We start from the raw sequence: 18454 nt of genomic DNA, 5'->3' as shown, positions 1-18454 counted from the left end.
GAGCCGCTTGCCCGCGACTTCGAGGACTCTCCCCGCTGGATGCAGGCCGCCTGACGGCACCTGGCGCTTGGCGTGTTTTGCAACAACTCGTTGCATCCTTGCTACAAGCGATCATTCCACAACCAACCATCCGTTGCTTCCGCCGCAGAAAGCGAGCGCTTGGGCGGCACCTGCGCGAGCCTCCTCGAAAACGTCCGTATCAATCGATGCTCGCGCTACCTTAACGCCTATGCGGCCTTCCCTGCGCCCTCCGGCATTCGAAGGGCGCAAGCAACGAAGCAAAGCTCGGGCGAAATCCGCCGCGAGAACGCGAGGTCATGCATGCATCCGGGTCCGATCCGATATGACGAAGCCTCGCGTTCCCCCGGTCTGCGCCGCGGAACCGGCACGAAGCGATCACGCCGCGACGGCGCGCCCGCTCTTCTTCAAGCCCACATATTGCAGCTCGGCGAACACGCCGGTGGCGATGGCTTGCGCGACGACCATGAGCTCGCCGGCGAGGTTCGGCGACACCGCGCCCGAGAACAGCAGCGCGATGCTGCCGACCGTCCAGGCCGCGTTGCCGATCACGACCAGCAGGACGAGCGGCTTCGCCAACGTGGCCCGCGAGGCGAGCCAGCCGACCAGGGCGGTGTAGGCGATCAGGAACAGGCCGGTCTCGCGCAGCAGCGCGTCGGGCAGGTTGAACAGCGCTGCGAACGCGCTCGCGCCGAAAGTGAAGCCGAGCGCGGCGACACCGCTGAATCGGCGTCGGCGAGAAGCGCGCGGCGCAGGAAGGTGGATGCATCGGTCATCGTAGGTCTCCTTGCTTGGGCTGGGGTAGAATTCAATGCAGTCCGCGCCACCAGGCGCGGAGCAGGCGGGCGAGACGGAACGGGCAGAGGCTCTTGCCGACGCCGTGCTCGAAGGCGGTGACCTGCGCGAGAACATAGGCGCCGGTCGAATGCACCAGCGGCTCCGGCATGTTGAGGCTGCGCGCCAGCATCCGCGTGGCGAAGGCCATGGCCCAGGGGACGAGGTGGTCTGCGATGGTCCGGTAGAGCAGCAGCGCGATCATGGGTCTCTCCTGTTGCGACCCAGGATGCGCGCGCCGGCACCCCATTTCGATTACCTCGTGGGTAATGGAAGATCCGAAATCCGCATGTTAGGTTTTCGGTCATGAACGCACATGCATCCACGGCACGGACCGAACGCAGCCAGCCGATCCATATCGGCGACCATTTGCGCGAATGGCGGCAACGCCGCCGCATGAGCCAGCTGGATCTCGCGGGCGAAGCCGAGATCTCGGCGCGGCACTTGAGCTTCGTCGAGACCGGCCGCGCCGCGCCCTCGCGCGACATGGTTCTCAGGCTGGCCGAGCGCCTCGACGTGCCCTTGCGCGAACGCAACGTGCTGCTGGTTGCGGCCGGTTACGCGCCGGCCTTCCCGCAGCGCCCGCTGGAGGATCCCGCCTTGAAATCAGCCCGTCAGGCAATCGACCTCGTCTTGAAAGCGCATGAGCCCAATCCCGCGCTTGCGGTGGACAGGCACTGGAACCTGGTCTCTGCCAATCGCATGGTGGCGCCGCTGCTCGACGGCATCCCGCAGCATCTGCTCGGCCAGCCCTTCAACGTGCTGAGGCTCGCCTTCCATCCCGAGGCGCTGGCGCCGCGCACGGTCAATCTCGCCGAATGGTGCGGGCATCTCTTGGAGCGGCTACACCGGCAATGCGAGGCGACGGCCGATCCTGAGCTGATCAAGCTCTACGATGATCTCAAGAGCTATCCCATTCCCGCGCGTTCGGCTCCGCTGTCGAGCGACAATGTCGCGATCCCCTTCAAGCTGCGGCATCAGGGCGAGATCCTGAGCTTCTTCTCCACCACTATGGTGTTCGGCACGCCCGTCGACATCACCTTGTCGGAGCTGGCTTTGGAGACCTTCTTCCCGGCCGATGAGCGCACCGCCGAACGATTGAAGCAGATGGCGGCCGGTTTGCAGTAGCGCCGTTTACAGGACGAGCCGGTCCTCGCATAATCCGCCGATGGATACACGCGCGTTCCGGCGATTGCGGCCGGCCAACCCTGTCGGCGATCTCCTGCGCGGCTGGCGCACGCGTCGTAGCTTGAGCCAGGCTGAATTGGCGTTCGAGGCCGGCATCTCGATCAAGCATTTGAGCTATGTCGAGACCGGGAAGGCAGCGGCAAGCCGCGACATCCTGCTGCAGCTCGCATCCGCGCTCGATTTGTCGCTGCGCGACCGCAACGCGCTGCTCGAGGCCGGCGGTTTCGCCCGACAATATGGCGAGCGCGATCTCGCCGCGCCGGAGCTGGCCGACGCGCGCCGCGCCATCGATCTTCTGCTCCGGCGGCACGAGCCGTTTCCCGCGATCGTCACCGACCGGCGCTGGAACGTCATGCAGGCTAATCGCGCCGCATCGCGCCTGATGACCATGCTGCTCGGCCTTGAGCGCATGCAGCGGCCGCTCAATCACATGCGCATGTTCCTCGCGCCGGACGAACTCAGGCCGTTCGTCGAGAACTGGCCCGCGGTGGCCGCGGCTCTGCTGGCGCGGGCGCGCCATGAGGCGATGGCCGCGCCGCTCGACGAAGCCCTGCAATCGACCTGGCGCGGATTGATGCGCTTGCCGGAGCTTCCGGCGCCGGCGATCGAGGACAGTGCCGCGCCGGGGCCGCTTTGCGAGGTGCGCCTGCGCAAGGGCAATGTCGCCGTCGGCCTGATCGGTGCGGTCCTGACGCTCGGCACGCCGCAGGACGTGACGCTGCAGGAGCTTCGCGTCGAGATGTTCATGCCTGTTGATGCCGCATCCGAGGCCGCTCTGGTCGCGCTTGCAGCTCAGGACGCTTGAGCCTGCACGGCCTCGCGCCGCTCGAAGCTCATGGCCTGCATCACCTGCGCGAACGGACCGTTGCGATCGCTCAGTGTCGCCGTGGTGAGGCCCGCGCCATGGACGCCGACGCGCGTGGCGGCGCGGATCAGGATCCATTCACCCTCCGGTGGCCGGGAGAAATACAGGCTGATCTCGGGATTGATGAAGGTCCAGTCGCGCATGTCGACGATCTGTGCGACGCCGCTGGAAAAATCCGCGGCCTGCACCGCCTGAATGAGCGGCGTATTTGGCTCGCCCTCGACCAGCGGCGCATCGAGCCGCATCCAGGCCGCCGCCGGGCCCGGCTTTTCCAACGCGCCCTCGATCAGCCGCACCGACACGTTTTGGAAATAGCGGCTCCATTTCTGCGCGAAGGCCGGCGGCGGGCTTCCGGCCTCAGGCGGCTTGTCGAGCGCCTGGGGCCTTGTGAAGGGATCGATGGGCGACTCTGCGCTCGGTGCCGTCAGCAGCGCCGTGCAGCGGCCGATCTCGGTCTCGCCGTCCATCAGCCGCACCTGCAAGGTCTTGGCCTTGCGGCCGTCGCGCAACAAATCGGTGACGGCGCTGAAGGCGCGCAGGCCCGCCGGCCGCCACAGGTCGAAGGTCAGGCGCCGCACCGCAAAGCCGGATTCGGTGGCGAGACGCGCGACCTCGCGGGCCATCAGCGCGGTGGTGGCGCTTCCCTGCAACATGTCCGGCGACCACGGACCGCCCGCATGCTCCGTGGCCCGGAACTGGTGGCCTTCCGGCTTGAAAATGGCGGTCATCGCGGTCTCTCCTCGGGCTTGATCGTGGCCTCGAGTATCCTGGCGGGCTGAACCTGTCACAATAACCGCAGAGGTGAAGTCGGTGAGCCATGCAGGAGTGGTGCCTTGCGCCGCCCCCGGTTCGGCTTATGTTCGGGCGAACCCTCGAAGTGCCCGAAGGAGGCGCCTGACATGAGCACGCTGAAACCGCTCCAGATCGACGTCGTCTCCGACGTGGTGTGCCCCTGGTGCTATATCGGTAAGCACCGCATCGAGAGCGCGCTGGCGCTGGTGCCCGATATTCCCGTCAAGCTCAATTTCCGTCCCTTCTTCCTCAATCCCTGGGTGCCGCGCGAAGGCATCAGCCGCGAGGCCTATCTGACCCAGAAGTTCGGCTCGGTCGAAGCCTATAAGGGTATTGCGGGGCGCGTCGTCGCGGCTGCAAGCGAGGAGGGTCTCGTCTACAAGCCCGAGCTGGTCGCGCGCCAGCCCAACACCGCTGACTGCCATCGCCTGATCCTGTGGGCGGATGCGATCGGCAAGGCGCCCGAGATGAAGCAGCGCCTGATGGAGCTCTATTTCCGCGACGGCGGCGATCTCACCGATGTGAACGTGCTGGTGCAGGCGGCCGCCGATGTCGGTCTCGATGCCGACGACGTTCGCAAGCGCCTCGCCACCGACGAGGACGTCGCGCGCGTCTCTGCCGATGCGCAGGAAGCCGCCGAGAAGGGCATCTCCGGCGTGCCGACCTACGTCTTCGCGCAAAAATACGCCGTCTCCGGCGCGCAGGACCCGAACCTGCTCGCCCGCGCCATCCGCCAGGTCTCCGCGGAGATCAACGCCCAGGCGGCGGGGTAGCTATTCTATTTGCGGAGTAGGCGAACTGCGCGGCGCGCCGCCGCGTAGGCGGCGCCATGCGCAGCGAGCGCGCCGTGAACGAGCGTCACGACCGGATCGTGCCGTCGCAGCGGGATCAGCACGTTGCCGATCGCAAAGCGCCCGCGCCAGATCGGGTTGATCATGGGATGGTCCGCGCTTGCCGTGGAATCCGCGCTGGCAATGGCGGGATCGGCGCAGAGATGGCGGGTGAGGTCCAGCGTGAGCTGCACGCCCGGCGAATATCTTGCAAAGCGCTCGTCGATGCCGAGCTTGAAGAAGAACGCGCGATCCTGATGGCGCAGCACGACGCCGGCGGCGACCGGTGTCGTGCCGGCACGAAGCGTGACGATCTCGCACTGCGCGGTCTCTGCCAGGGCCGGTACGGCGCGACGGATGAAGGTCGCATCCCCGGCATGCTGGACCAGCGCGGTGCCGCGCTTGCCTTTCCAGCCGCTGGCTTCGAGCTGCAAGAAGGCTTCGAGCGCCGGCCTGATCTCGTCGGGTTTACGCGCGACGTCAAAGGCCACGGGCCCATGTTCCTCGAGACGATGGCGCTGGCGCCGCAGCTCCTTGAGCTTCTTGGCGCCGAGTGCCTCGCGCAGCAACGTCTCGCCATCCTGTGTCGCGTCGAGGCTGGCGCGGATATAGGAGGAGAGGACGCGTGGCTTCAGGCCGTCGCGCTTCAGGACGCGATCGAGCGATGCCATGGCCGCGCCGTCGAGCGCGACGTCGGTCAGCACGAGCGCATGCGCGCCGGCCTCGCGCGCCTGCTGCAACAGCCGCGTGGCGGCTTCGATCGGAGCGTCGCGGTCGAGCAGCGGGCTGCACAGCGTGCCATAGGGATGCGCGCTCACCAGCGCGGGCAGGGGAACCTTTAGGGCGCGCCAGAGCGAGATCACCGGCATCAGCCCGATCAGCCGCGCCGAAGAGCCGTCAAATGCGGACAGTGCCGAGGCATTGCTGCGGCCGCGCGCGGTCGCACTGACGGCCAGTTCCCAGGCGGGCAGGTAATATCCGTTTGGTTCGATCGCCCGCTGCGCCAGCGCACGCCATTGGCCGGGTTCGATTGCCGCGATCGGGACGCGCGGGCGCGCGGCTCCCGCATCTTTTGCAGATGCCGGATTGATCGCAGCCTGATGCGCGATGTCGACCACGTCCCATCGTCCCCGTTCACGCGGGCTGAGCCCGTGTTGCGCAGCCATCCTTAGCGCAAAGAATGGAAAATACCGTTGGGACGTCGCCGCAATTCGAGTGGTAATATTAATGTCTCGTTGAGCGTCCTGCTGGCAGGCCGCCGGTTGGACGATGGATGCGCAAGATCGCTTCTCGACCCGGAGGATCAAGATGATCGCCACACCTTTCACACCGCTGGCCTCACTTCTGGGTGGCGCGATGATCGGCCTCGCCGCCGTTCTGCTGATGTGGGCGAAGGGGCGAATTGCCGGCGTCAGCGGCATCGCGGCCCAGCTGTTTCCGCCCTATGAGGACGGCGAATTCGCCGGGCGCCTCGCCTTCGTCGCCGGCCTTGTCGCCGCGCCCGTGCTGGTGCGGCTCGTCACGGGAAGCTTGCCGGCCCAAGCGATCGCGGCAGGGCCGGCCGTCCTGATTATCGGCGGATTGCTCACCGGTTTCGGTTCGGTGTGGGGCAGCGGCTGCACCTCCGGCCACGGTGTTTGCGGTCTGTCGCGGCTGTCGGTACGCTCGCTGGTGGCGACGATGATCTTCATGGCGGCCGGCATGGCGACCGTCTTCGTGATGCGGCATTGGAGCTGATGGCGATGGCAATCCTCGTTCAATTCGCAATCGGGCTGATCTTCGGCATCGGCCTCATCGTCTCCGGCATGTCGAACCCGGCCAAGGTGCTGAACTTCCTGGACATCGGCGGCATTCCGGCAGGGACATGGGATGCGAGCCTCGCTTTCGTGATGGCGGGCGCGGTGGCAGTGACGTTCATCGGCTTCAGCCGCGTCCTGAAGCTCGCGCGTCCGTTCTTCGCCGAACGATTTTATTTGCCGACACGACGGGACATCGATCCCAGAATCGTCGCAGGTCCCGCGATCTTCGGCGTCGGCTGGGGATTGGCGGGCTTCTGCCCCGGGCCGGCGCTGACCGCGCTCGGATTCGGTTCGACCTCCGCCGTCATCTTCGTTGCGGCGATGTGCGCCGGCATGGTGCTCGCCCGCTTCATCGCTCACCTGCCGTCATTGACGCGCTTTGTCACGCCGGCCGATCCGCTCGAAACCTGAAGGACGAGAACTCGCTCGTCACGCTCGGTGCAACGCGCCAAGAGATCGAGGAGACGCTCGGCATGGCTGTCTAGCTTCGGCATGGCCGTCTCTGATGTATGCCGCCGACGCGATCGCGGCCTACGAGCAGTTCCAGCAGCAATCGGCCGCCGTATAGCGGCGGTCACCTAGTCCGATCATACGAACGGGACCGGGCGAGTTGTCTCGTCCGGTCCCGGCAGTCAAGCCTTGGTCGATTACCAGCGGTCGTCGACACCGACGCCGACGCTGACGCCCGGCGCGCGAATGCCGACACCGGCGCGCGGACCGTCGTCCCAGTCGCGATAGGTGCGGCGCTCGTAATAATAACGGTCGCGCGGCATCGTCGCGTAGGAATCGCGCACGATCACGCGCGAGCCGCTCCGCGTACGATAGCAGCGGCCGGTATCGTCACAGACAAGTCGCACCTGCTGGACGAGATCCGGATTGGTGTATTCGCTGCTTGTATAGATATCGGAGGCCTTCACCCCCGAGGCGGCTGCCAAAGCACCCACGCCCGCCAACAGCGCAATAGTCAACGTCCTCATCATGTCCTCCTCGAAACTGCCCTCGGCGGTACAAGAAGGGGAGGCGGTGATCGTTCCCGGCCGCGATGCTGGTTTTTCCCGGAACCGCACTTTGTCGCGCGGTTTGTTCCCTTGATTTCAAGTCGGGAAGATCAGGCAAGTAGTCGTGCCGTGAGCGAGCAATCGGCCCTTGGCATCCGTCACACGTCCGTCGGCCGTTCCAATGCGGCGGCCGCAATTCAGAACCTTGCCCTCAGCCGTGACCAGACCGGTCTCGGGCGTAATCGGCCGCAGCAGTGAAATCTTGAACTCGAGCGTGGTCTGGCCGGTCCCCTTGTCGAGGGCCGACTGGATCGCCAGCCCCATGCAACTGTCGAGCAAGGTGGCCGTGAGACCACCATGCACCGTGCCTGCCGGGTTGAGGTGAGCGCCGGTCGGGACGAGCGCGACTACGACGCGGCCAAGTTCCGCCTCCACCACATCATAGCCTAGTGTTTGGGCGATCGTGTTGAGAGGCAGGGTGCCGTCGGCAAGGCCTTGGACGAACTCCAGCCCGCTCATCTGCTTTTGTCGTTCGGCGTCGACTGTTCCATAGCTCTTCGCGGTCATCTGAATCTCTTCATCGCATTCACCTGGGTTGGAGCCGCGGAGCTTCAGTCTTTCTCCGGAAGGTCGATGGCGGGCGGCCGTAGAGTCGCGTGAATGCGGTGCTCATGCGCCGCGTGCTCGAAAAGCCGGAGCGTTCCGCGACGGCGGCCATCGGAAGATCGCTTGCATCGAGCAGCTGCTTGGCGCGTTGCACACGAAACGACAGCGCCATTTGCAGTGGAGACGCATCGAGATGTCGGGCGAATAGGCGCGCCAGGTGGCGCGCACCGACTCCCACCCGTTCAGCCAGCCGCTCCACGCCGCCGCGATCGAGCTCTCCCTTCTCGATGAGGGCTAGCGCGCGTTCGACTGTCGTTCTTGATCCTTTCCATGCCGGGCAGAACGGCGCTGTTTCCGGTCGGCATCTCAGGCAAGGACGGAAGCCGGCGTGCTCGGCCGCGGCCGCGCTACGATAGAAGGTCACATTGCGAGCCAGAGGTGTGCGCGCCGGGCAGACAGGGCGACAATAGATGCCGGTTGTTTTGACCGCGACGAATATCACGCCGTCCAACGTTGCGTCGCGGCGGCGGAGGGCATCGTAGTGGGCGTCAAAGTTGAGCATGGCGCCCGCTATAGCGTCTCCATTTTTGCAGGGCGAGTCCGATGCGATGACCGTGTCCGAAAACGACCGGAACGGACGTCCATCGCCGAAGCCGCGCCTAGATCCGCTCATAGGTCTCCGTCCCGCAGATGTCGTCGGCTTCCGCCCGCCGGCGGTCCACGACCTTCCCGCTGTTGATCGTCACGATGTAGGTCTGGGCGCCGAGCGACGTGCCGGTGGCGGAGGTGAGCTGCGCGCGGACGCACGCCGTCCAGCCCGGTCCTCGTACCTCACGATGGGGCAGGGCGACATGCACCTCGCGCGGATAGGACGTTGCGAGAAAGACGACGTCGATCTGCTCGCGCACGACGCGCTTGACATCGGGAGGCGCTTCGGGTGGCGACTGCTCCGCCTCCTTCATGCGCATGAACTCCGGCACCGGCGCGCGGCTGTCGGCAAAGCCGCAGGCACCGAGCGCAAGCGCGCCGGCGAGCAGCGCCGCATGAACAACAATCCGCAACATCCGTGAAGGTCCCCTGCGGGCCAACAGATAGGCACGAATGCGATCCGACGAAGTCCCGGTCGATCAAGATTTGCTGAAGCCTTGGAACCGGCGGCATTGCTATTCCGCGATTGCCGGCTAGTTTGTACCCCACATCAGGGGGATTGCACCAATGAGGATTCTGGTCATAGCGGCCGCGGTCTTGGCACTGACGGCGGCCTCGGCGCAGGCGCAGGGCCGGCGCCCGCCGAACGACGGCGCCAAGCCGGCGGACAACACGCCCAAGGTCGACGAAAAAGCCTACAAGGCCGCGCTCGAGCGCATTCCCGAGCCCAAGGACAAGTACGACCCGTGGGGCGGCGCCCGCCCGAGCGAACCTGCCAAGAAGCCGAAATGAAGTGAGACGGATGTTGCGGACCTGCCTGAGGGTTTCGGCCGGGCTCGCACTTCTGTTGCTTGTAGTGCGGCCGTGCGCCGCGTGGGAGAGTTGGGGCGGCGATGCCGGCGGCTCGCGCTTCTCGCCATTGCGGGAGATCACGCCGGACAATGTCGGCCAGCTCATCCGCGCTTTCGAATTTCACACCGGCGATCTCACGGCGCGTCCGCCCGAACTGATGCGGCGGACCAAATTCCAGGCGACGCCGCTGTTCGTCGAGGACAGCCTCATCTTCTGCTCCCCCTTCAACGAGGTGATTGCGCTCGATCCCGGCACGGGCGCGCAAAAATGGCGTTTCGATCCCAAGATTGCGACCAATCAGCGTCCTGCCAATCGCTATGTCTGCCGCGGTGTCACGCACTGGGTCGATGATCAGGCGCCAGCGAATGCCGTCTGCCGATCGCGCATCTTCATGGGCACCAACGACGTCCGCCTGATCGCGCTCGATGCGAAGACGGGAATTCCCTGTGCCGATTTCGGCAAGGGAGGTGAGATCAAGCTCGAGATCGGCATGCGGTTGGAATGGCCTGGCGAATTCCAGATCACCTCGCCGCCTTCCGTCGGCCGCGGTGTCGTCGTGGTCGGCTCTGCGATCGGCGACAACCGCCGTATCGACGCGCCGAGCGGCGTGGTGCGCGCGTTCGATGCGCTCAGCGGTGAGCCGCGCTGGACCTTCGAGCCGCTCCAGCGCGACGGCATCGAGGCCGGCCACGCCAATGTCTGGGCGCCGATGTCGGTCGACGAGAGGCGCGGGCTTATTTTTCTGCCGACGAGCTCGCCGTCCCCGGACTTTTGGGGCGGCAGGCGGCCGGGCAACAATGAGCATGCCAATTCGGTGATCGCGCTGCGCATCGAGACCGGCGAGCTGGTGTGGGCGTTCCAGACCGTGCACCACGACGTCTGGGATTACGATCTGGCGGCGCAACCGACGCTCACGCGTATCGACACCGGCGAGGGGCGTCCCGATATCGTGATCCAGCCGACCAAGCAGGGTTTTGTCTTCGTGCTCGACCGCGACACCGGCAAGCCGGTCTGGCCGGTCGAAGAGCGCGCGGTGCCGCAGGGCGGCGCGGAAGGCGAAGCGCTGTCGCCGACGCAGCCATTCCCGACGCATGTGCCGGTGCTGGCGTCGCAGACGATCTCGCCCGATGATGCGCTCTCGCTATTGCCGGGCCTCGGCCGTTCGGCATGCGAACCTCAATTCGCGGAAGCACGCAACGAGGGTCTGTACACGCCGCCCTCGGTGCAGGGCACGCTGGAATTTCCATTCACCGGCGGAGGTGTGAACTGGGGCAGCGCGGCCTTCGACCCGGTCAATCAGATCCTCTACGCCAACACCAGCCGCGCGGCTCATCTCATCAGGCTGATCCCGCGCGCCGAGGCGGCCGGATTCAATCCGCCGCCAGGCCACGATTTTGGCCAGCAGCGTGGCGCGCCGTTCGCGATGTCGCGTGCGTTGGTGACGTCGCCGCTCGGGCTACTCTGCAACAAGCCGCCCTGGGGTGAGATGGTCGCGGTCGATCTGAGGGCCGGAAAAATCCTCTGGCGTTCGATCGTCGGCACCACCGAGGATCTGGCGCCGCTCGCCATGCCGCTGCCCTGGGGCACGCCGCTCGTCAACGGGCTCGCGGTCACCGCCGGCGGCCTCGTCTTCACCGGCGCGATGGACGCCTACTTGCGTGCCTTCGATGCGCGCAGCGGCAAGGAGCTGTGGCAGGGCCGGCTGCCGGTGCCGGGCGTCGCCAATCCCATGACCTATCTCTGGAAGGGCGAGCAATATGTCGCGATCGGCGCCGGCGGCCATTCCGAGGCAGGTACCTCGATCGGCGACAGCGTGGTTGCGTTCCGCCTGGCGCGGCCGGGCGAGGTGCCGTCGCTCTGGTCGCGCACGATCGATCGTCCGGGCGGACGATTGGTTGCGGGTTCATCATTGATCACGCTCGCGATCGTCACGCTCGTGATCGCAAGCCTGCGCTGGCGTCGCCGTCGCCGTATCAAGCAAACATGATCGCGTTGTGCACGCGATGCGAACACTCGTTCACATCGCGCGTGCTATTGCACGAAGGCGAGGCCGACGCGCTTGTCGCTGCGCCAAACTGTGCGACAATGCCGTACGAAATCGTCGCGCGCGATCGAGAGCGTAAACGATTGCGGCAACATGACGGGGACGTCGAGGTCGATCGCCGCGCCGCCCGCCGACATGTTTCGCACCGTGCAAGGAATGCCGCTGTTTTCGAAGGTGATCGTTCCACCTTTGAAAACACGGTGACGTTGCGATGCGCGCTTCTCGATCATCCGCATTAGTCCTGCTGATGATTGTGAAGTAGTGCATAGAAATTACGTTGAACTAAACTCAATACTGGCGCTACTTGCACAGCGATTCAGACTTTGTTTACGACGTTGGAGCGGAGAGCCGCTCCGCGAACTTCCCTACGAGCCTTTCTTTTATGGCGCCACGCGCCGATGGAGATATTTGATGAAGACCATGTTTTCGATTTTGTTCGCCGCAGCGCTCTCGCTGTCATCGATGCCCGCCCACGCCGTCAAGTGGGACCTCTCGACCATGAGCTGCAAGCAATTCCTCGAGAGCGGCGAAGACAACATCGCGGTCGTGCTGACCTGGATGGACGGCTGGTACAAGGGCGACGAGGACAACGCGATCATCGACACCGACGTCTTCATCGAGAACGCCAAGAAGTTCGGTTCCTATTGTGGAAAGAATCCGACCGTCAGCGTCGTCACCGCGGCCGACGAGATCCTCGGCAAGTAACATCGCATGGGTGACGAGGCGAAGCGCGACCGCGATCGCGTTTCCCGTCCCGACATGATTCCATCGAGAGCCGCGCGGCGCTTTTGCGCTTCCCGCGGCTCTCTTCCTTTCAGCATGTTTACCCCGGCAGCATCGCGAACGCGCTCGACACCATCGCGACCGGCTTGCTGTCGGCAGCGGAGAGCAACGTAACGCGGCCAAAGCTCATGGTACGCCCGAGCCGCACCACGCGCGCGTCCGCCAGCACGTCCATTGAGGAGACCGCCCGCATGAAATGCGTGGTCTGGTCGACCGTGGTCATGGGGCGGTAGCCGCGATTGGCAGCGAGGATCGCGATCACCATCGCGGTGTCGGAGAGCGCCATCAGGGCCTGGCCGCAGACCACGCCGCCGTTTCGGCACAGTCGCTCCGAAAACGGCATGCGCAGCAGCGCGCCCGGTTGCCAGTCCGGTGCGTCTGCCGGCTGCGCATGCTCGATGCGCTCGACCGCGAGGTTGAGATCCTGGACCCAGGGTGCAAAAACCTCGCCGAGGATGCGTCGGGCGTCGGCGAGACCGAACTCGGCTTCTGGCTGCATTTGCATTGCTGTCGCGCTCTCCTGTGTTGCCGGATGTTTCGCCGCATTGTGCGCGCATCGGCGCGGCAAAGTCACCCGCTCTCGCGCCGGCCCCTCGGCTTGAAAATGCCTGACTTGGCCCGGTATGATGCCTCGCTTGGGTACGGGTGGATGATGTTGCGTCGGTGTGTCCTCGTCTTTTGCATGGCTACGCTCGGTCTGGCGCTGAGCGGGTGCACCAAATGCGGTCCGATCTGGGACGACTGGCTGCATGCGCCCAAATCATGCAGATCGGATCGGCTCTAGCGGGCCCATGCGGCCCTGAGCGGCCCCGGATCGCGACCGGGCTGCGACAAGGATGACACGGCGCCAGGCGATCCGCGCCTCATGAATGATCAAGGAGTAGACGATGAAGCTTTTCCGTTTGGCCGCGGTGCTGGCCGTGCTGGCGGGACCTGCCTACGCGCAAATGCCCAACCTCAATTTGCTGCAGGAAGGGCCGGGCAAGACCCCCGAGGAGAAGGCTGCCGAAGCCGAGCGTGAGAAGGCCTATAAGGAAACTCTGAAGAAGATTCCGGATTCCAAGGGGTCCAACGATCCCTGGGGCGGCATGCGCTTCGATCCGCCGAAGCAGCCAGCAGCACCGAAGGCGTCGGCCGCAACCAGCGCGCCGAAGAAGACCAAGAGCGGCACGGCGGCCAACTGACCGCCAGCATCCGTTCCGGGGGGCGACACAACGCCTTTCGGACAGGACTCCTCTTCATCCGGCCCGCGCCCTACATTTGGCTGAGCGTAGTGCGTAGAGGAGGGCACGACATGGCCGATCGTCCGCGGGATCTCGCCGAGCGGATGGCGCGCCGGCGCAAGATGGCCGGCAAGCCGGGCCAGGCGGCCAGCGACGGCTATCTGCGCGAGACCTTCACGCTGCCGCGCGCCGAGGCGCGGGAAAGGGCGCAGGCCTTCTTCGCCCGCTACCCCAAGGCCGGCTATATGAGTGCGGTCGAGACCTGGCGCGAACTGCCCGGCGGCGAAATCGAGTTCACCATGCGGCGGCTGCCCAGCGCGGACTGACGCGGGCCTGATCCGAAAGCCTGGCTAGTCAAAGGTCTCGGCAACGATGCGGATCCGGAACACCGGCTCCTTGGCCTCGTCCAACAGCTCCATGTGCCATTCGGAATTTTCCTGGAGCTTGCGGGCAATGCCGGCGCTCATGTCGGCGCAGACATTGGTCATCTCCTTCCAGGCCGCATTGCGATCGGCAAATTCCGTCGCCTTCTCGGCGCACCCGGAATAACGGCCGTTGCGGATTCGAAAGAAATAGAGTGGCATGGCTGGCACCGATCACGCACACAAGGCCCCTGGCCGCACAGTGCAATCCCAAACCACCGTCAGATCAATTCCGGGCGGCTACGGATCACACCTCAGGCAACCCCGTGGCGCGCTGCGGCGCATGAGGGCCCCGCTGCTGCCGATCTCACCCGGCCGGTTCAGGCCGTCTTTCGCGCGATCGCCTTCAGCTCCCGATCGATGCGCAGCTGCACGCGCCGGATCGCCAGCAGGTCAATCTTCGTCTCGGTCTTGCCGGTCTTGACCTGCTCGCCGATGCGGAACTGCCACTGCCAGACTCCGGGAATCGCCGTCTTGGCCACGGTGAACTCGACACCTCTGTGATTCATGGTCACCTCCCACGATTCACCTTCCATGCCTGCAAACATGTTGGGCGTCACAATATTCCAGAGACAAGCAAAATCTGCCGCAGGCCGCGGATCACACGCGACGGGCGCTCGCACTTCCGTGGTTCTCCGACCATGAACAGAGTTCCTGGACTCGGTCCAGGATGCATCCGGGCGCCGGGCAAGGCGTGCCTGCAGAGTGGGATTCCAGAGCGCCTCGAGGCGACGGCATGTGCCTTGCTTGCCTGATGACGGCAAGCAACCATGGACGCCTCATGCTCGGCATTCCCCGCCGCTATTCTCATTTCGTCTTCGGCATCATCCAGTCCGGGCTGACCTCGTTGATCGCGGCAGGGATCGCCAGTTTTCCTGCAGGCAGCCCGATGATCTTCGTTCGGCACTGGATGGTGTCGTGGCTGATCGCATGGGCCGCGATGCTGCCGGTCGTGCTGCTGGCGGCGCCCGCGATCCGCGCCTTCTCGCTGCGCCTGACGCAGGAGGAGCGGGACCTGCGCGCGGCCGGCAGGCATGAAAAGGCCCCGCCTGGGGAGAGCCAGGCGGGGCAGAGAGTTATTGGAGGCTGAGGTGCTGGGCTGCAACACCATAGCCGAGCGACCCTAGCCGGCTCAGCTTACGACAGCCTGACAGGCGGCGGGTTCGGGTCTGCCCTGGGCTGGCGGCTGGCCGGATCGGCCGCCGTGAAGGTTGCGATCGAAAGGCCGCAGACTGGCCCCGCACCGGTCCCAATTTCGACATCCGCTCGCACCACTGCGGACACACCCGTCAGCAAGATTCTATCCGTTCGGCGCAGCCATGGGGGAAACGTGGCGCGCCGAAAACGGGGTGGCATCATGGATAACGTAGAGCGGTCATTCGCCGCCGCGACGGCGGCTGGCTTCGTCGTGCTGGTGATCGGCCTGGTGCTGCTGGCGGTGCTGTAGACGGGATACGCCTTCGGGGGAACGCGGGCCGTGCCCTCCCAGGGCGCCGCCGGCACGCTTCGCCTTTCAAAAAATGGAAAACAACCCCATGCACAGTAGGTTGCTGGGAAAATTCCTCGATCGGCCAATAGGTTACGAGTAGTATTTAGATACCTTACCCGCATACCGGCTTTTGAGCCGTGCCGACCCCTCGATGCCGGATCGAGATCAGGCGATTCCAGCCCTGGGACCGGCCACCCGCGCCGCATCGCGGGGCGGCTCAGCCTGCTCCGGAAGCCAGTCCTGGCGGGCCTAGTGGATCTTGATCTCGTTGAGGGGAAGATGGAGCTCGGCGGCGCGCTCTTCACGGTCGCCGTGGGTCGCATTAAGGGGGACCGCCCTCCAAATCCCGCAAAAGAACATATTGCGAACATGGAACAAATAGGGTACATTACTTTTATCGCCGAGCTGCCTCTCAATCGTTTGTCCCCCTAGCGAATCCTCGCCATAAGGAGCACGACCCAATGTCCGCAACTGCGCTGCGTATCGTCGAAGGATCTTCCATGGACAAGAGTAAAGCTCTGGCCGCCGCGCTCTCTCAGATCGAGCGCCAGTTCGGCAAGGGCTCGGTGATGAAGCTCGGCAAGAACGACCGCTCCATGGACATCGAGGCGGTGTCCTCCGGTTCGCTCGGGCTCGATATCGCGCTCGGCATCGGCGGCCTGCCCAAGGGACGCATCGTCGAGATCTACGGGCCGGAATCCTCAGGAAAAACTACGCTGGCGCTGCATACGGTGGCGGAAGCGCAGAAGAAGGGCGGCATCTGCGCCTTCATCGATGCCGAGCACGCGCTCGATCCGGTCTATGCCCGCAAGCTCGGCGTCAACATCGACGAGCTCCTGATCTCCCAGCCCGACACCGGCGAGCAGGCGCTGGAGATCTGCGACACCTTGGTGCGCTCGGGCGCGGTCGACGTTCTGGTGGTCGATTCGGTTGCGGCCTTGGTGCCGAAGGCCGAGCTCGAGGGCGAGATGGGCGATGCACTGCCGGGCCTGCAAGCCCGCCTGATGAGCCAGGCGCTGCGCAAGCTGACGGCGTCCATCAACAAGTCCAACACCATGGTGATCTTCATCAACCAGATCCGCATGAAGATCGGCGTGATGTACGGCTCCCCGGAAACCACCACCGGCGGCAACGCGCTGAAATTCTACGCCTCCGTCCGTCTCGACATCCGCCGCATCGGCGCGATCAAGGAGCGCGACGAGGTGGTCGGCAACACCACCCGCGTCAAGGTGGTCAAGAACAAGCTGGCGCCGCCGTTCAAGCAGGTCGAGTTCGACATCATGTACGGCGAGGGTGTCTCCAAGATGGGCGAGATCCTCGATCTCGGCGTGAAGGCCGGCATCGTCGAGAAATCAGGCGCCTGGTTCTCCTATGACAGCCAGCGCCTCGGCCAGGGCCGCGAGAATGCGAAAGCGTTCCTGAAGGGCAACCCTGACATCACCGCCAAGATCGAGACCGCGATTCGCCAGAACTCCGGCCTGATCGCCGAGCAGATTTTGGCCGGCACGCCGGAGCGCGACGCCGACGGCGAGGAGCCGGCGGACGAGTAAGACGTGACCAGCGAAAAGTTTTTCGCGAGGAGCGGGCGCTGAGGACGTTGAGTTGCCGACGTCTTCGGTGCCCGTTTCGTTTTGCGCTGTCGTGATCGGGCATAATCCCATCGATCGCTGGTGGGGCGGCACGCATCTGACCAACGATCGGCTGTGGCGGTACGGCCCTGTTTTGACGAAGCCTTGAGGCCACCGGCATGACGCGGCTCATCGTGACAACAGATTCGTCCGCGGCAGGCGCTCTGCTATGCGCGGGCCTTGCCGATGTCGTCATCGCAATCGAGCGCCGGCTCGTCTGGGGGGCCGCTGCCCTCCGAGGAAGAGCTGGAGGCATTTTTTGCGCCACGCACGACGCAACCTTGCGGTCTTCATTGGTTGGACGATACGCCGTGCTGGCGTCTTGAAAAATCGGGATTGAAAGACCGTGGACTGATCGAGCTGCTGTCGGAATGTGTTTCAGCCGAATTGTGGATGGGGCCAGAGCCAAATGCGCAATTGATTTTGCTCTGGCTTCTCGACCATTGCGGCCACGAGAGAGCGGCGGTCTCCAAACTCCAGATGTGCCCGCTGGACATTGCCGTTATTGGCGCTGACCCCGGGCAACCTGCGAAGTTGAATCCTCCGACTGTGAAGCTCACACAAGATCACCTTGAACTGGCCGCTCGTGCGTGGCGAGCCTATCGTGCGCCGACGCCACGAGCCTGGAATGACCTTCTCAATACGGATTTGACTTTGTTTCCGCGGCTCGAGCGTTGCGTCGTCGCCCTGCTCGAAGAGCTTCCAAACGTGACCAGCGGCCTTGGTGCCACGGAAACGCGGATCCTGGAATTGATCGCGCCGGGTGGGGTGCAGCCCTTTGACGTGTTCCCGGGATATCAGAAGCCCAACGAGCGTCGCGTCTTCGATTACTGGGAGGTGGGCGCGTTGCTTGATCGACTTGCGCGCTGCCCGGTGCCGGCCGTATCCGGCCTGGAGTAGGGACCGTTCACGCTCGACATGCATGACGATGCCCTCCGTCATGCAAGATACAAGCAATCCCGCTTGTCGCTCACGGATCTGAGGAAGGCGGTGCTTGCAGGAGATCAGGACTTCTGCCGCCATAATCCGCTTCAGCGCTGGTGGGGCGGCACGCCTCTCACCAACGAACGGTTGTGGCGGTGGGATCGCGAAAGCCGGTTCTTGATTGCGCCTGTCTAATGCGTTCAAAGTATTGCGTATTAGAGCGTTTCACATTTTGACGGAAGCATAACCGGCGTTGGCGAAGTAGTTGGCGCATTCGCGAGGCTGGATGTCCTGGATGAGGTGACCGATGTGGCGCCAAGTGTCCTCGATGGTGCGCTTCTGAGCTTGCCGCATCCAGTGTTTGATCTTGGAGAATGCCTGTTCGATCGGGTTGAGGTCGGGCGAGTATGGCGGCAGGTACCACAGCCTGGCGCCAGCAGCCTGGATCATTTGCCTGACAGTTTTCGACTTGTGGCTTCCAAGATTATCGAGAATGACGATGTCGCCTTCG

At 64.6% G+C, this 18454-nt stretch carries 25 protein-coding genes and 2 pseudogenes; 14 read left to right on the top strand and 13 right to left on the bottom strand.

Features of this window, described 5'->3' with window-relative positions; genetic code table 11:
- Positions 1-396: 396 nt before the first annotated feature.
- Positions 397-794 (bottom strand): annotated as a pseudogene (locus YU9_RS43610) (hypothetical protein).
- 32 nt (positions 795-826) lie between these two features.
- A complete protein-coding gene (locus YU9_RS0136000) occupies positions 827-1057 on the bottom strand; it encodes a hypothetical protein (protein ID WP_027577080.1) in 231 nt (76 codons plus the stop codon).
- A gap of 101 nt (positions 1058-1158) precedes the next feature.
- Between YU9_RS0136000 and YU9_RS0135995 the strand changes: the two genes are divergently transcribed.
- Positions 1159-1980: a helix-turn-helix domain-containing protein gene (locus YU9_RS0135995; protein WP_027577079.1), complete on the top strand. Its 822-nt coding sequence runs from the start codon at positions 1159-1161 to the stop codon at positions 1978-1980.
- 40 nt (positions 1981-2020) lie between these two features.
- On the top strand, positions 2021-2845 hold the full coding sequence (locus YU9_RS0135990) for a helix-turn-helix domain-containing protein (protein ID WP_027577078.1): 825 nt from the start codon (positions 2021-2023) through the stop codon (positions 2843-2845).
- Here the strand turns inward: YU9_RS0135990 and YU9_RS0135985 are convergent.
- Positions 2833-3633, bottom strand: coding sequence for a thioesterase family protein (locus YU9_RS0135985; RefSeq protein ID WP_027577077.1), 801 nt, complete (start codon positions 3631-3633; stop codon positions 2833-2835). The genes YU9_RS0135990 and YU9_RS0135985 overlap by 13 nt on opposite strands.
- 171 nt (positions 3634-3804) lie before the next feature.
- On the opposite strand from YU9_RS0135985, the gene YU9_RS0135980 reads away from it, so the two are divergent.
- Positions 3805-4470, top strand: a complete 666-nt coding sequence (locus tag YU9_RS0135980) for a DsbA family oxidoreductase (protein WP_027577076.1) — start codon at positions 3805-3807, stop codon at positions 4468-4470.
- A gap of 5 nt (positions 4471-4475) precedes the next feature.
- Here the strand turns inward: YU9_RS0135980 and YU9_RS0135975 are convergent, their stop codons facing one another.
- Positions 4476-5645 carry a GNAT family N-acetyltransferase gene (locus YU9_RS0135975; protein ID WP_027577075.1) on the bottom strand — a complete coding sequence of 390 codons (1170 nt, stop codon included), beginning with the start codon at positions 5643-5645 and terminating at the stop codon, positions 4476-4478.
- A gap of 190 nt (positions 5646-5835) precedes the next feature.
- Between YU9_RS0135975 and YU9_RS0135970 the strand changes: the two genes are divergently transcribed.
- The 3 genes and pseudogenes from YU9_RS0135970 to YU9_RS50490 all read left to right on the top strand — a co-directional run.
- Complete coding sequence (locus tag YU9_RS0135970; RefSeq protein ID WP_027577074.1) at positions 5836-6264, top strand: YeeE/YedE family protein; 429 nt, start codon at positions 5836-5838, stop codon at positions 6262-6264.
- Positions 6265-6269: 5 nt separating this feature from the next.
- Positions 6270-6737 (top strand): DUF6691 family protein, encoded by a 468-nt coding sequence (locus YU9_RS0135965; RefSeq protein WP_027577073.1) that lies wholly within the window; start codon positions 6270-6272, stop codon positions 6735-6737.
- Between the two features lie 11 nt (positions 6738-6748).
- A pseudogene (locus tag YU9_RS50490) lies at positions 6749-6894 on the top strand (carboxymuconolactone decarboxylase family protein); the annotation flags it as partial.
- Positions 6895-6973: 79 nt separating this feature from the next.
- On the opposite strand, the gene YU9_RS0135960 reads toward YU9_RS50490, so the two are convergent.
- The 4 genes from YU9_RS0135960 to YU9_RS0135940 all read right to left on the bottom strand — a co-directional run bounded on the left by YU9_RS0135960 (position 6974) and on the right by YU9_RS0135940 (position 8994).
- Entirely contained in the window at positions 6974-7306 is a 333-nt protein-coding gene (locus tag YU9_RS0135960) for a hypothetical protein (RefSeq protein WP_036018998.1), read from the bottom strand.
- A 114-nt stretch (positions 7307-7420) separates the two neighbouring features.
- A complete protein-coding gene (locus YU9_RS0135955) occupies positions 7421-7891 on the bottom strand; it encodes a PaaI family thioesterase (protein WP_027577071.1) in 471 nt (156 codons plus the stop codon).
- Between the two features lie 19 nt (positions 7892-7910).
- Positions 7911-8492, bottom strand: coding sequence for a bifunctional transcriptional activator/DNA repair enzyme AdaA (locus YU9_RS43600; protein ID WP_036019005.1), 582 nt, complete (start codon positions 8490-8492; stop codon positions 7911-7913).
- A 97-nt stretch (positions 8493-8589) separates the two neighbouring features.
- Complete coding sequence (locus YU9_RS0135940; RefSeq protein ID WP_027577069.1) at positions 8590-8994, bottom strand: hypothetical protein; 405 nt, start codon at positions 8992-8994, stop codon at positions 8590-8592.
- A gap of 151 nt (positions 8995-9145) precedes the next feature.
- Between YU9_RS0135940 and YU9_RS0135935 the strand changes: the two genes are divergently transcribed.
- Together YU9_RS0135935 and YU9_RS0135930 are read left to right on the top strand one after the other, a co-directional pair.
- Complete coding sequence (locus YU9_RS0135935; RefSeq protein WP_027577068.1) at positions 9146-9370, top strand: hypothetical protein; 225 nt, start codon at positions 9146-9148, stop codon at positions 9368-9370.
- Between the two features lie 10 nt (positions 9371-9380).
- Positions 9381-11417 carry a pyrroloquinoline quinone-dependent dehydrogenase gene (locus tag YU9_RS0135930; protein ID WP_036018996.1) on the top strand — a complete coding sequence of 679 codons (2037 nt, stop codon included), beginning with the start codon at positions 9381-9383 and terminating at the stop codon, positions 11415-11417.
- Between the two features lie 44 nt (positions 11418-11461).
- On the opposite strand, the gene YU9_RS0135925 is transcribed toward YU9_RS0135930, so the two are convergent.
- Positions 11462-11704 carry a PilZ domain-containing protein gene (locus YU9_RS0135925; RefSeq protein WP_027577066.1) on the bottom strand — a complete coding sequence of 81 codons (243 nt, stop codon included), beginning with the start codon at positions 11702-11704 and terminating at the stop codon, positions 11462-11464.
- Between the two features lie 181 nt (positions 11705-11885).
- On the opposite strand from YU9_RS0135925, the gene YU9_RS0135920 reads away from it, so the two are divergent.
- Positions 11886-12179, top strand: a complete 294-nt coding sequence (locus YU9_RS0135920; protein ID WP_027577065.1) for an HdeA family protein — start codon at positions 11886-11888, stop codon at positions 12177-12179.
- A gap of 118 nt (positions 12180-12297) precedes the next feature.
- Here the strand turns inward: YU9_RS0135920 and YU9_RS0135915 are convergent, their stop codons facing one another.
- Positions 12298-12762: a PaaI family thioesterase gene (locus tag YU9_RS0135915; protein WP_027577064.1), complete on the bottom strand. Its 465-nt coding sequence runs from the start codon at positions 12760-12762 to the stop codon at positions 12298-12300.
- A gap of 382 nt (positions 12763-13144) precedes the next feature.
- On the opposite strand from YU9_RS0135915, the gene YU9_RS0135910 reads away from it, so the two are divergent.
- Both YU9_RS0135910 and YU9_RS0135905 read left to right on the top strand, forming a co-directional pair.
- Positions 13145-13441, top strand: coding sequence for a hypothetical protein (locus tag YU9_RS0135910; protein WP_027577063.1), 297 nt, complete (start codon positions 13145-13147; stop codon positions 13439-13441).
- 110 nt (positions 13442-13551) lie between these two features.
- On the top strand, positions 13552-13806 hold the full coding sequence (locus YU9_RS0135905) for a hypothetical protein (RefSeq protein WP_027577062.1): 255 nt from the start codon (positions 13552-13554) through the stop codon (positions 13804-13806).
- 24 nt (positions 13807-13830) lie between these two features.
- Here YU9_RS0135905 and YU9_RS0135900 read toward each other — a convergent pair whose 3' ends face one another.
- Both YU9_RS0135900 and YU9_RS0135895 read right to left on the bottom strand, forming a co-directional pair.
- On the bottom strand, positions 13831-14064 hold the full coding sequence (locus tag YU9_RS0135900; protein ID WP_027577061.1) for a hypothetical protein: 234 nt from the start codon (positions 14062-14064) through the stop codon (positions 13831-13833).
- A gap of 158 nt (positions 14065-14222) precedes the next feature.
- A complete protein-coding gene (locus YU9_RS0135895) occupies positions 14223-14411 on the bottom strand; it encodes a hypothetical protein (RefSeq protein WP_027577060.1) in 189 nt (62 codons plus the stop codon).
- A 272-nt stretch (positions 14412-14683) separates the two neighbouring features.
- Here YU9_RS0135895 and YU9_RS43595 point away from each other — a divergent pair, with 272 nt between their 5' ends.
- The 3 genes from YU9_RS43595 (at position 14684) to YU9_RS46765 (ending at position 17919) form a co-directional block, all read left to right on the top strand.
- On the top strand, positions 14684-14992 hold the full coding sequence (locus YU9_RS43595) for a DUF2798 domain-containing protein (protein WP_051380636.1): 309 nt from the start codon (positions 14684-14686) through the stop codon (positions 14990-14992).
- A gap of 860 nt (positions 14993-15852) precedes the next feature.
- Positions 15853-16941: a recombinase RecA gene (recA, locus tag YU9_RS0135875; protein ID WP_027577058.1), complete on the top strand. Its 1089-nt coding sequence runs from the start codon at positions 15853-15855 to the stop codon at positions 16939-16941.
- 264 nt (positions 16942-17205) lie between these two features.
- A complete protein-coding gene (locus YU9_RS46765) occupies positions 17206-17919 on the top strand; it encodes a hypothetical protein (RefSeq protein WP_245266680.1) in 714 nt (237 codons plus the stop codon).
- A 249-nt stretch (positions 17920-18168) separates the two neighbouring features.
- On the opposite strand, the gene YU9_RS0135865 is transcribed toward YU9_RS46765, so the two are convergent.
- The coding region (locus YU9_RS0135865; protein WP_027573464.1) for an IS630 family transposase at positions 18169-18454 on the bottom strand (286 nt) is incomplete at its 5' end.

This window comes from Bradyrhizobium sp. WSM1743, from assembly GCF_000473065.1.
Taxonomy (GTDB): Bacteria; Pseudomonadota; Alphaproteobacteria; order Rhizobiales; family Xanthobacteraceae; genus Bradyrhizobium.
This window is presented reverse-complemented; position numbering and strand designations above follow the sequence as displayed.

Excerpts from the sequence above, each read along its gene's own strand:
- YU9_RS0136000 (WP_027577080.1), bottom strand. The coding sequence starts at position 1,057 with ATGATCGCGCTGCTGCTCTACCGGACCATCGCAGACCACCTCGTCCCC.
- YU9_RS0135995 (WP_027577079.1), top strand. The coding sequence starts at position 1,159 with ATGAACGCACATGCATCCACGGCACGGACCGAACGCAGCCAGCCGATC.
- YU9_RS0135990 (WP_027577078.1), top strand. The coding sequence starts at position 2,021 with ATGGATACACGCGCGTTCCGGCGATTGCGGCCGGCCAACCCTGTCGGC.
- YU9_RS0135985 (WP_027577077.1), bottom strand. The coding sequence starts at position 3,633 with ATGACCGCCATTTTCAAGCCGGAAGGCCACCAGTTCCGGGCCACGGAG.
- YU9_RS0135980 (WP_027577076.1), top strand. The coding sequence starts at position 3,805 with ATGAGCACGCTGAAACCGCTCCAGATCGACGTCGTCTCCGACGTGGTG.
- YU9_RS0135970 (WP_027577074.1), top strand. The coding sequence starts at position 5,836 with ATGATCGCCACACCTTTCACACCGCTGGCCTCACTTCTGGGTGGCGCG.
- YU9_RS0135965 (WP_027577073.1), top strand. The coding sequence starts at position 6,270 with ATGGCAATCCTCGTTCAATTCGCAATCGGGCTGATCTTCGGCATCGGC.
- YU9_RS0135960 (WP_036018998.1), bottom strand. The coding sequence starts at position 7,306 with ATGATGAGGACGTTGACTATTGCGCTGTTGGCGGGCGTGGGTGCTTTG.
- YU9_RS0135955 (WP_027577071.1), bottom strand. The coding sequence starts at position 7,891 with ATGACCGCGAAGAGCTATGGAACAGTCGACGCCGAACGACAAAAGCAG.
- YU9_RS43600 (WP_036019005.1), bottom strand. The coding sequence starts at position 8,492 with ATGCTCAACTTTGACGCCCACTACGATGCCCTCCGCCGCCGCGACGCA.
- YU9_RS0135940 (WP_027577069.1), bottom strand. The coding sequence starts at position 8,994 with ATGTTGCGGATTGTTGTTCATGCGGCGCTGCTCGCCGGCGCGCTTGCG.
- YU9_RS0135935 (WP_027577068.1), top strand. The coding sequence starts at position 9,146 with ATGAGGATTCTGGTCATAGCGGCCGCGGTCTTGGCACTGACGGCGGCC.
- YU9_RS0135930 (WP_036018996.1), top strand. The coding sequence starts at position 9,381 with ATGTTGCGGACCTGCCTGAGGGTTTCGGCCGGGCTCGCACTTCTGTTG.
- YU9_RS0135925 (WP_027577066.1), bottom strand. The coding sequence starts at position 11,704 with ATGATCGAGAAGCGCGCATCGCAACGTCACCGTGTTTTCAAAGGTGGA.
- YU9_RS0135920 (WP_027577065.1), top strand. The coding sequence starts at position 11,886 with ATGAAGACCATGTTTTCGATTTTGTTCGCCGCAGCGCTCTCGCTGTCA.
- YU9_RS0135915 (WP_027577064.1), bottom strand. The coding sequence starts at position 12,762 with ATGCAAATGCAGCCAGAAGCCGAGTTCGGTCTCGCCGACGCCCGACGC.
- YU9_RS0135910 (WP_027577063.1), top strand. The coding sequence starts at position 13,145 with ATGAAGCTTTTCCGTTTGGCCGCGGTGCTGGCCGTGCTGGCGGGACCT.
- YU9_RS0135905 (WP_027577062.1), top strand. The coding sequence starts at position 13,552 with ATGGCCGATCGTCCGCGGGATCTCGCCGAGCGGATGGCGCGCCGGCGC.
- YU9_RS0135900 (WP_027577061.1), bottom strand. The coding sequence starts at position 14,064 with ATGCCACTCTATTTCTTTCGAATCCGCAACGGCCGTTATTCCGGGTGC.
- YU9_RS0135895 (WP_027577060.1), bottom strand. The coding sequence starts at position 14,411 with ATGAATCACAGAGGTGTCGAGTTCACCGTGGCCAAGACGGCGATTCCC.
- YU9_RS43595 (WP_051380636.1), top strand. The coding sequence starts at position 14,684 with ATGCTCGGCATTCCCCGCCGCTATTCTCATTTCGTCTTCGGCATCATC.
- recA (WP_027577058.1), top strand. The coding sequence starts at position 15,853 with ATGTCCGCAACTGCGCTGCGTATCGTCGAAGGATCTTCCATGGACAAG.
- YU9_RS46765 (WP_245266680.1), top strand. The coding sequence starts at position 17,206 with ATGTCGTCATCGCAATCGAGCGCCGGCTCGTCTGGGGGGCCGCTGCCC.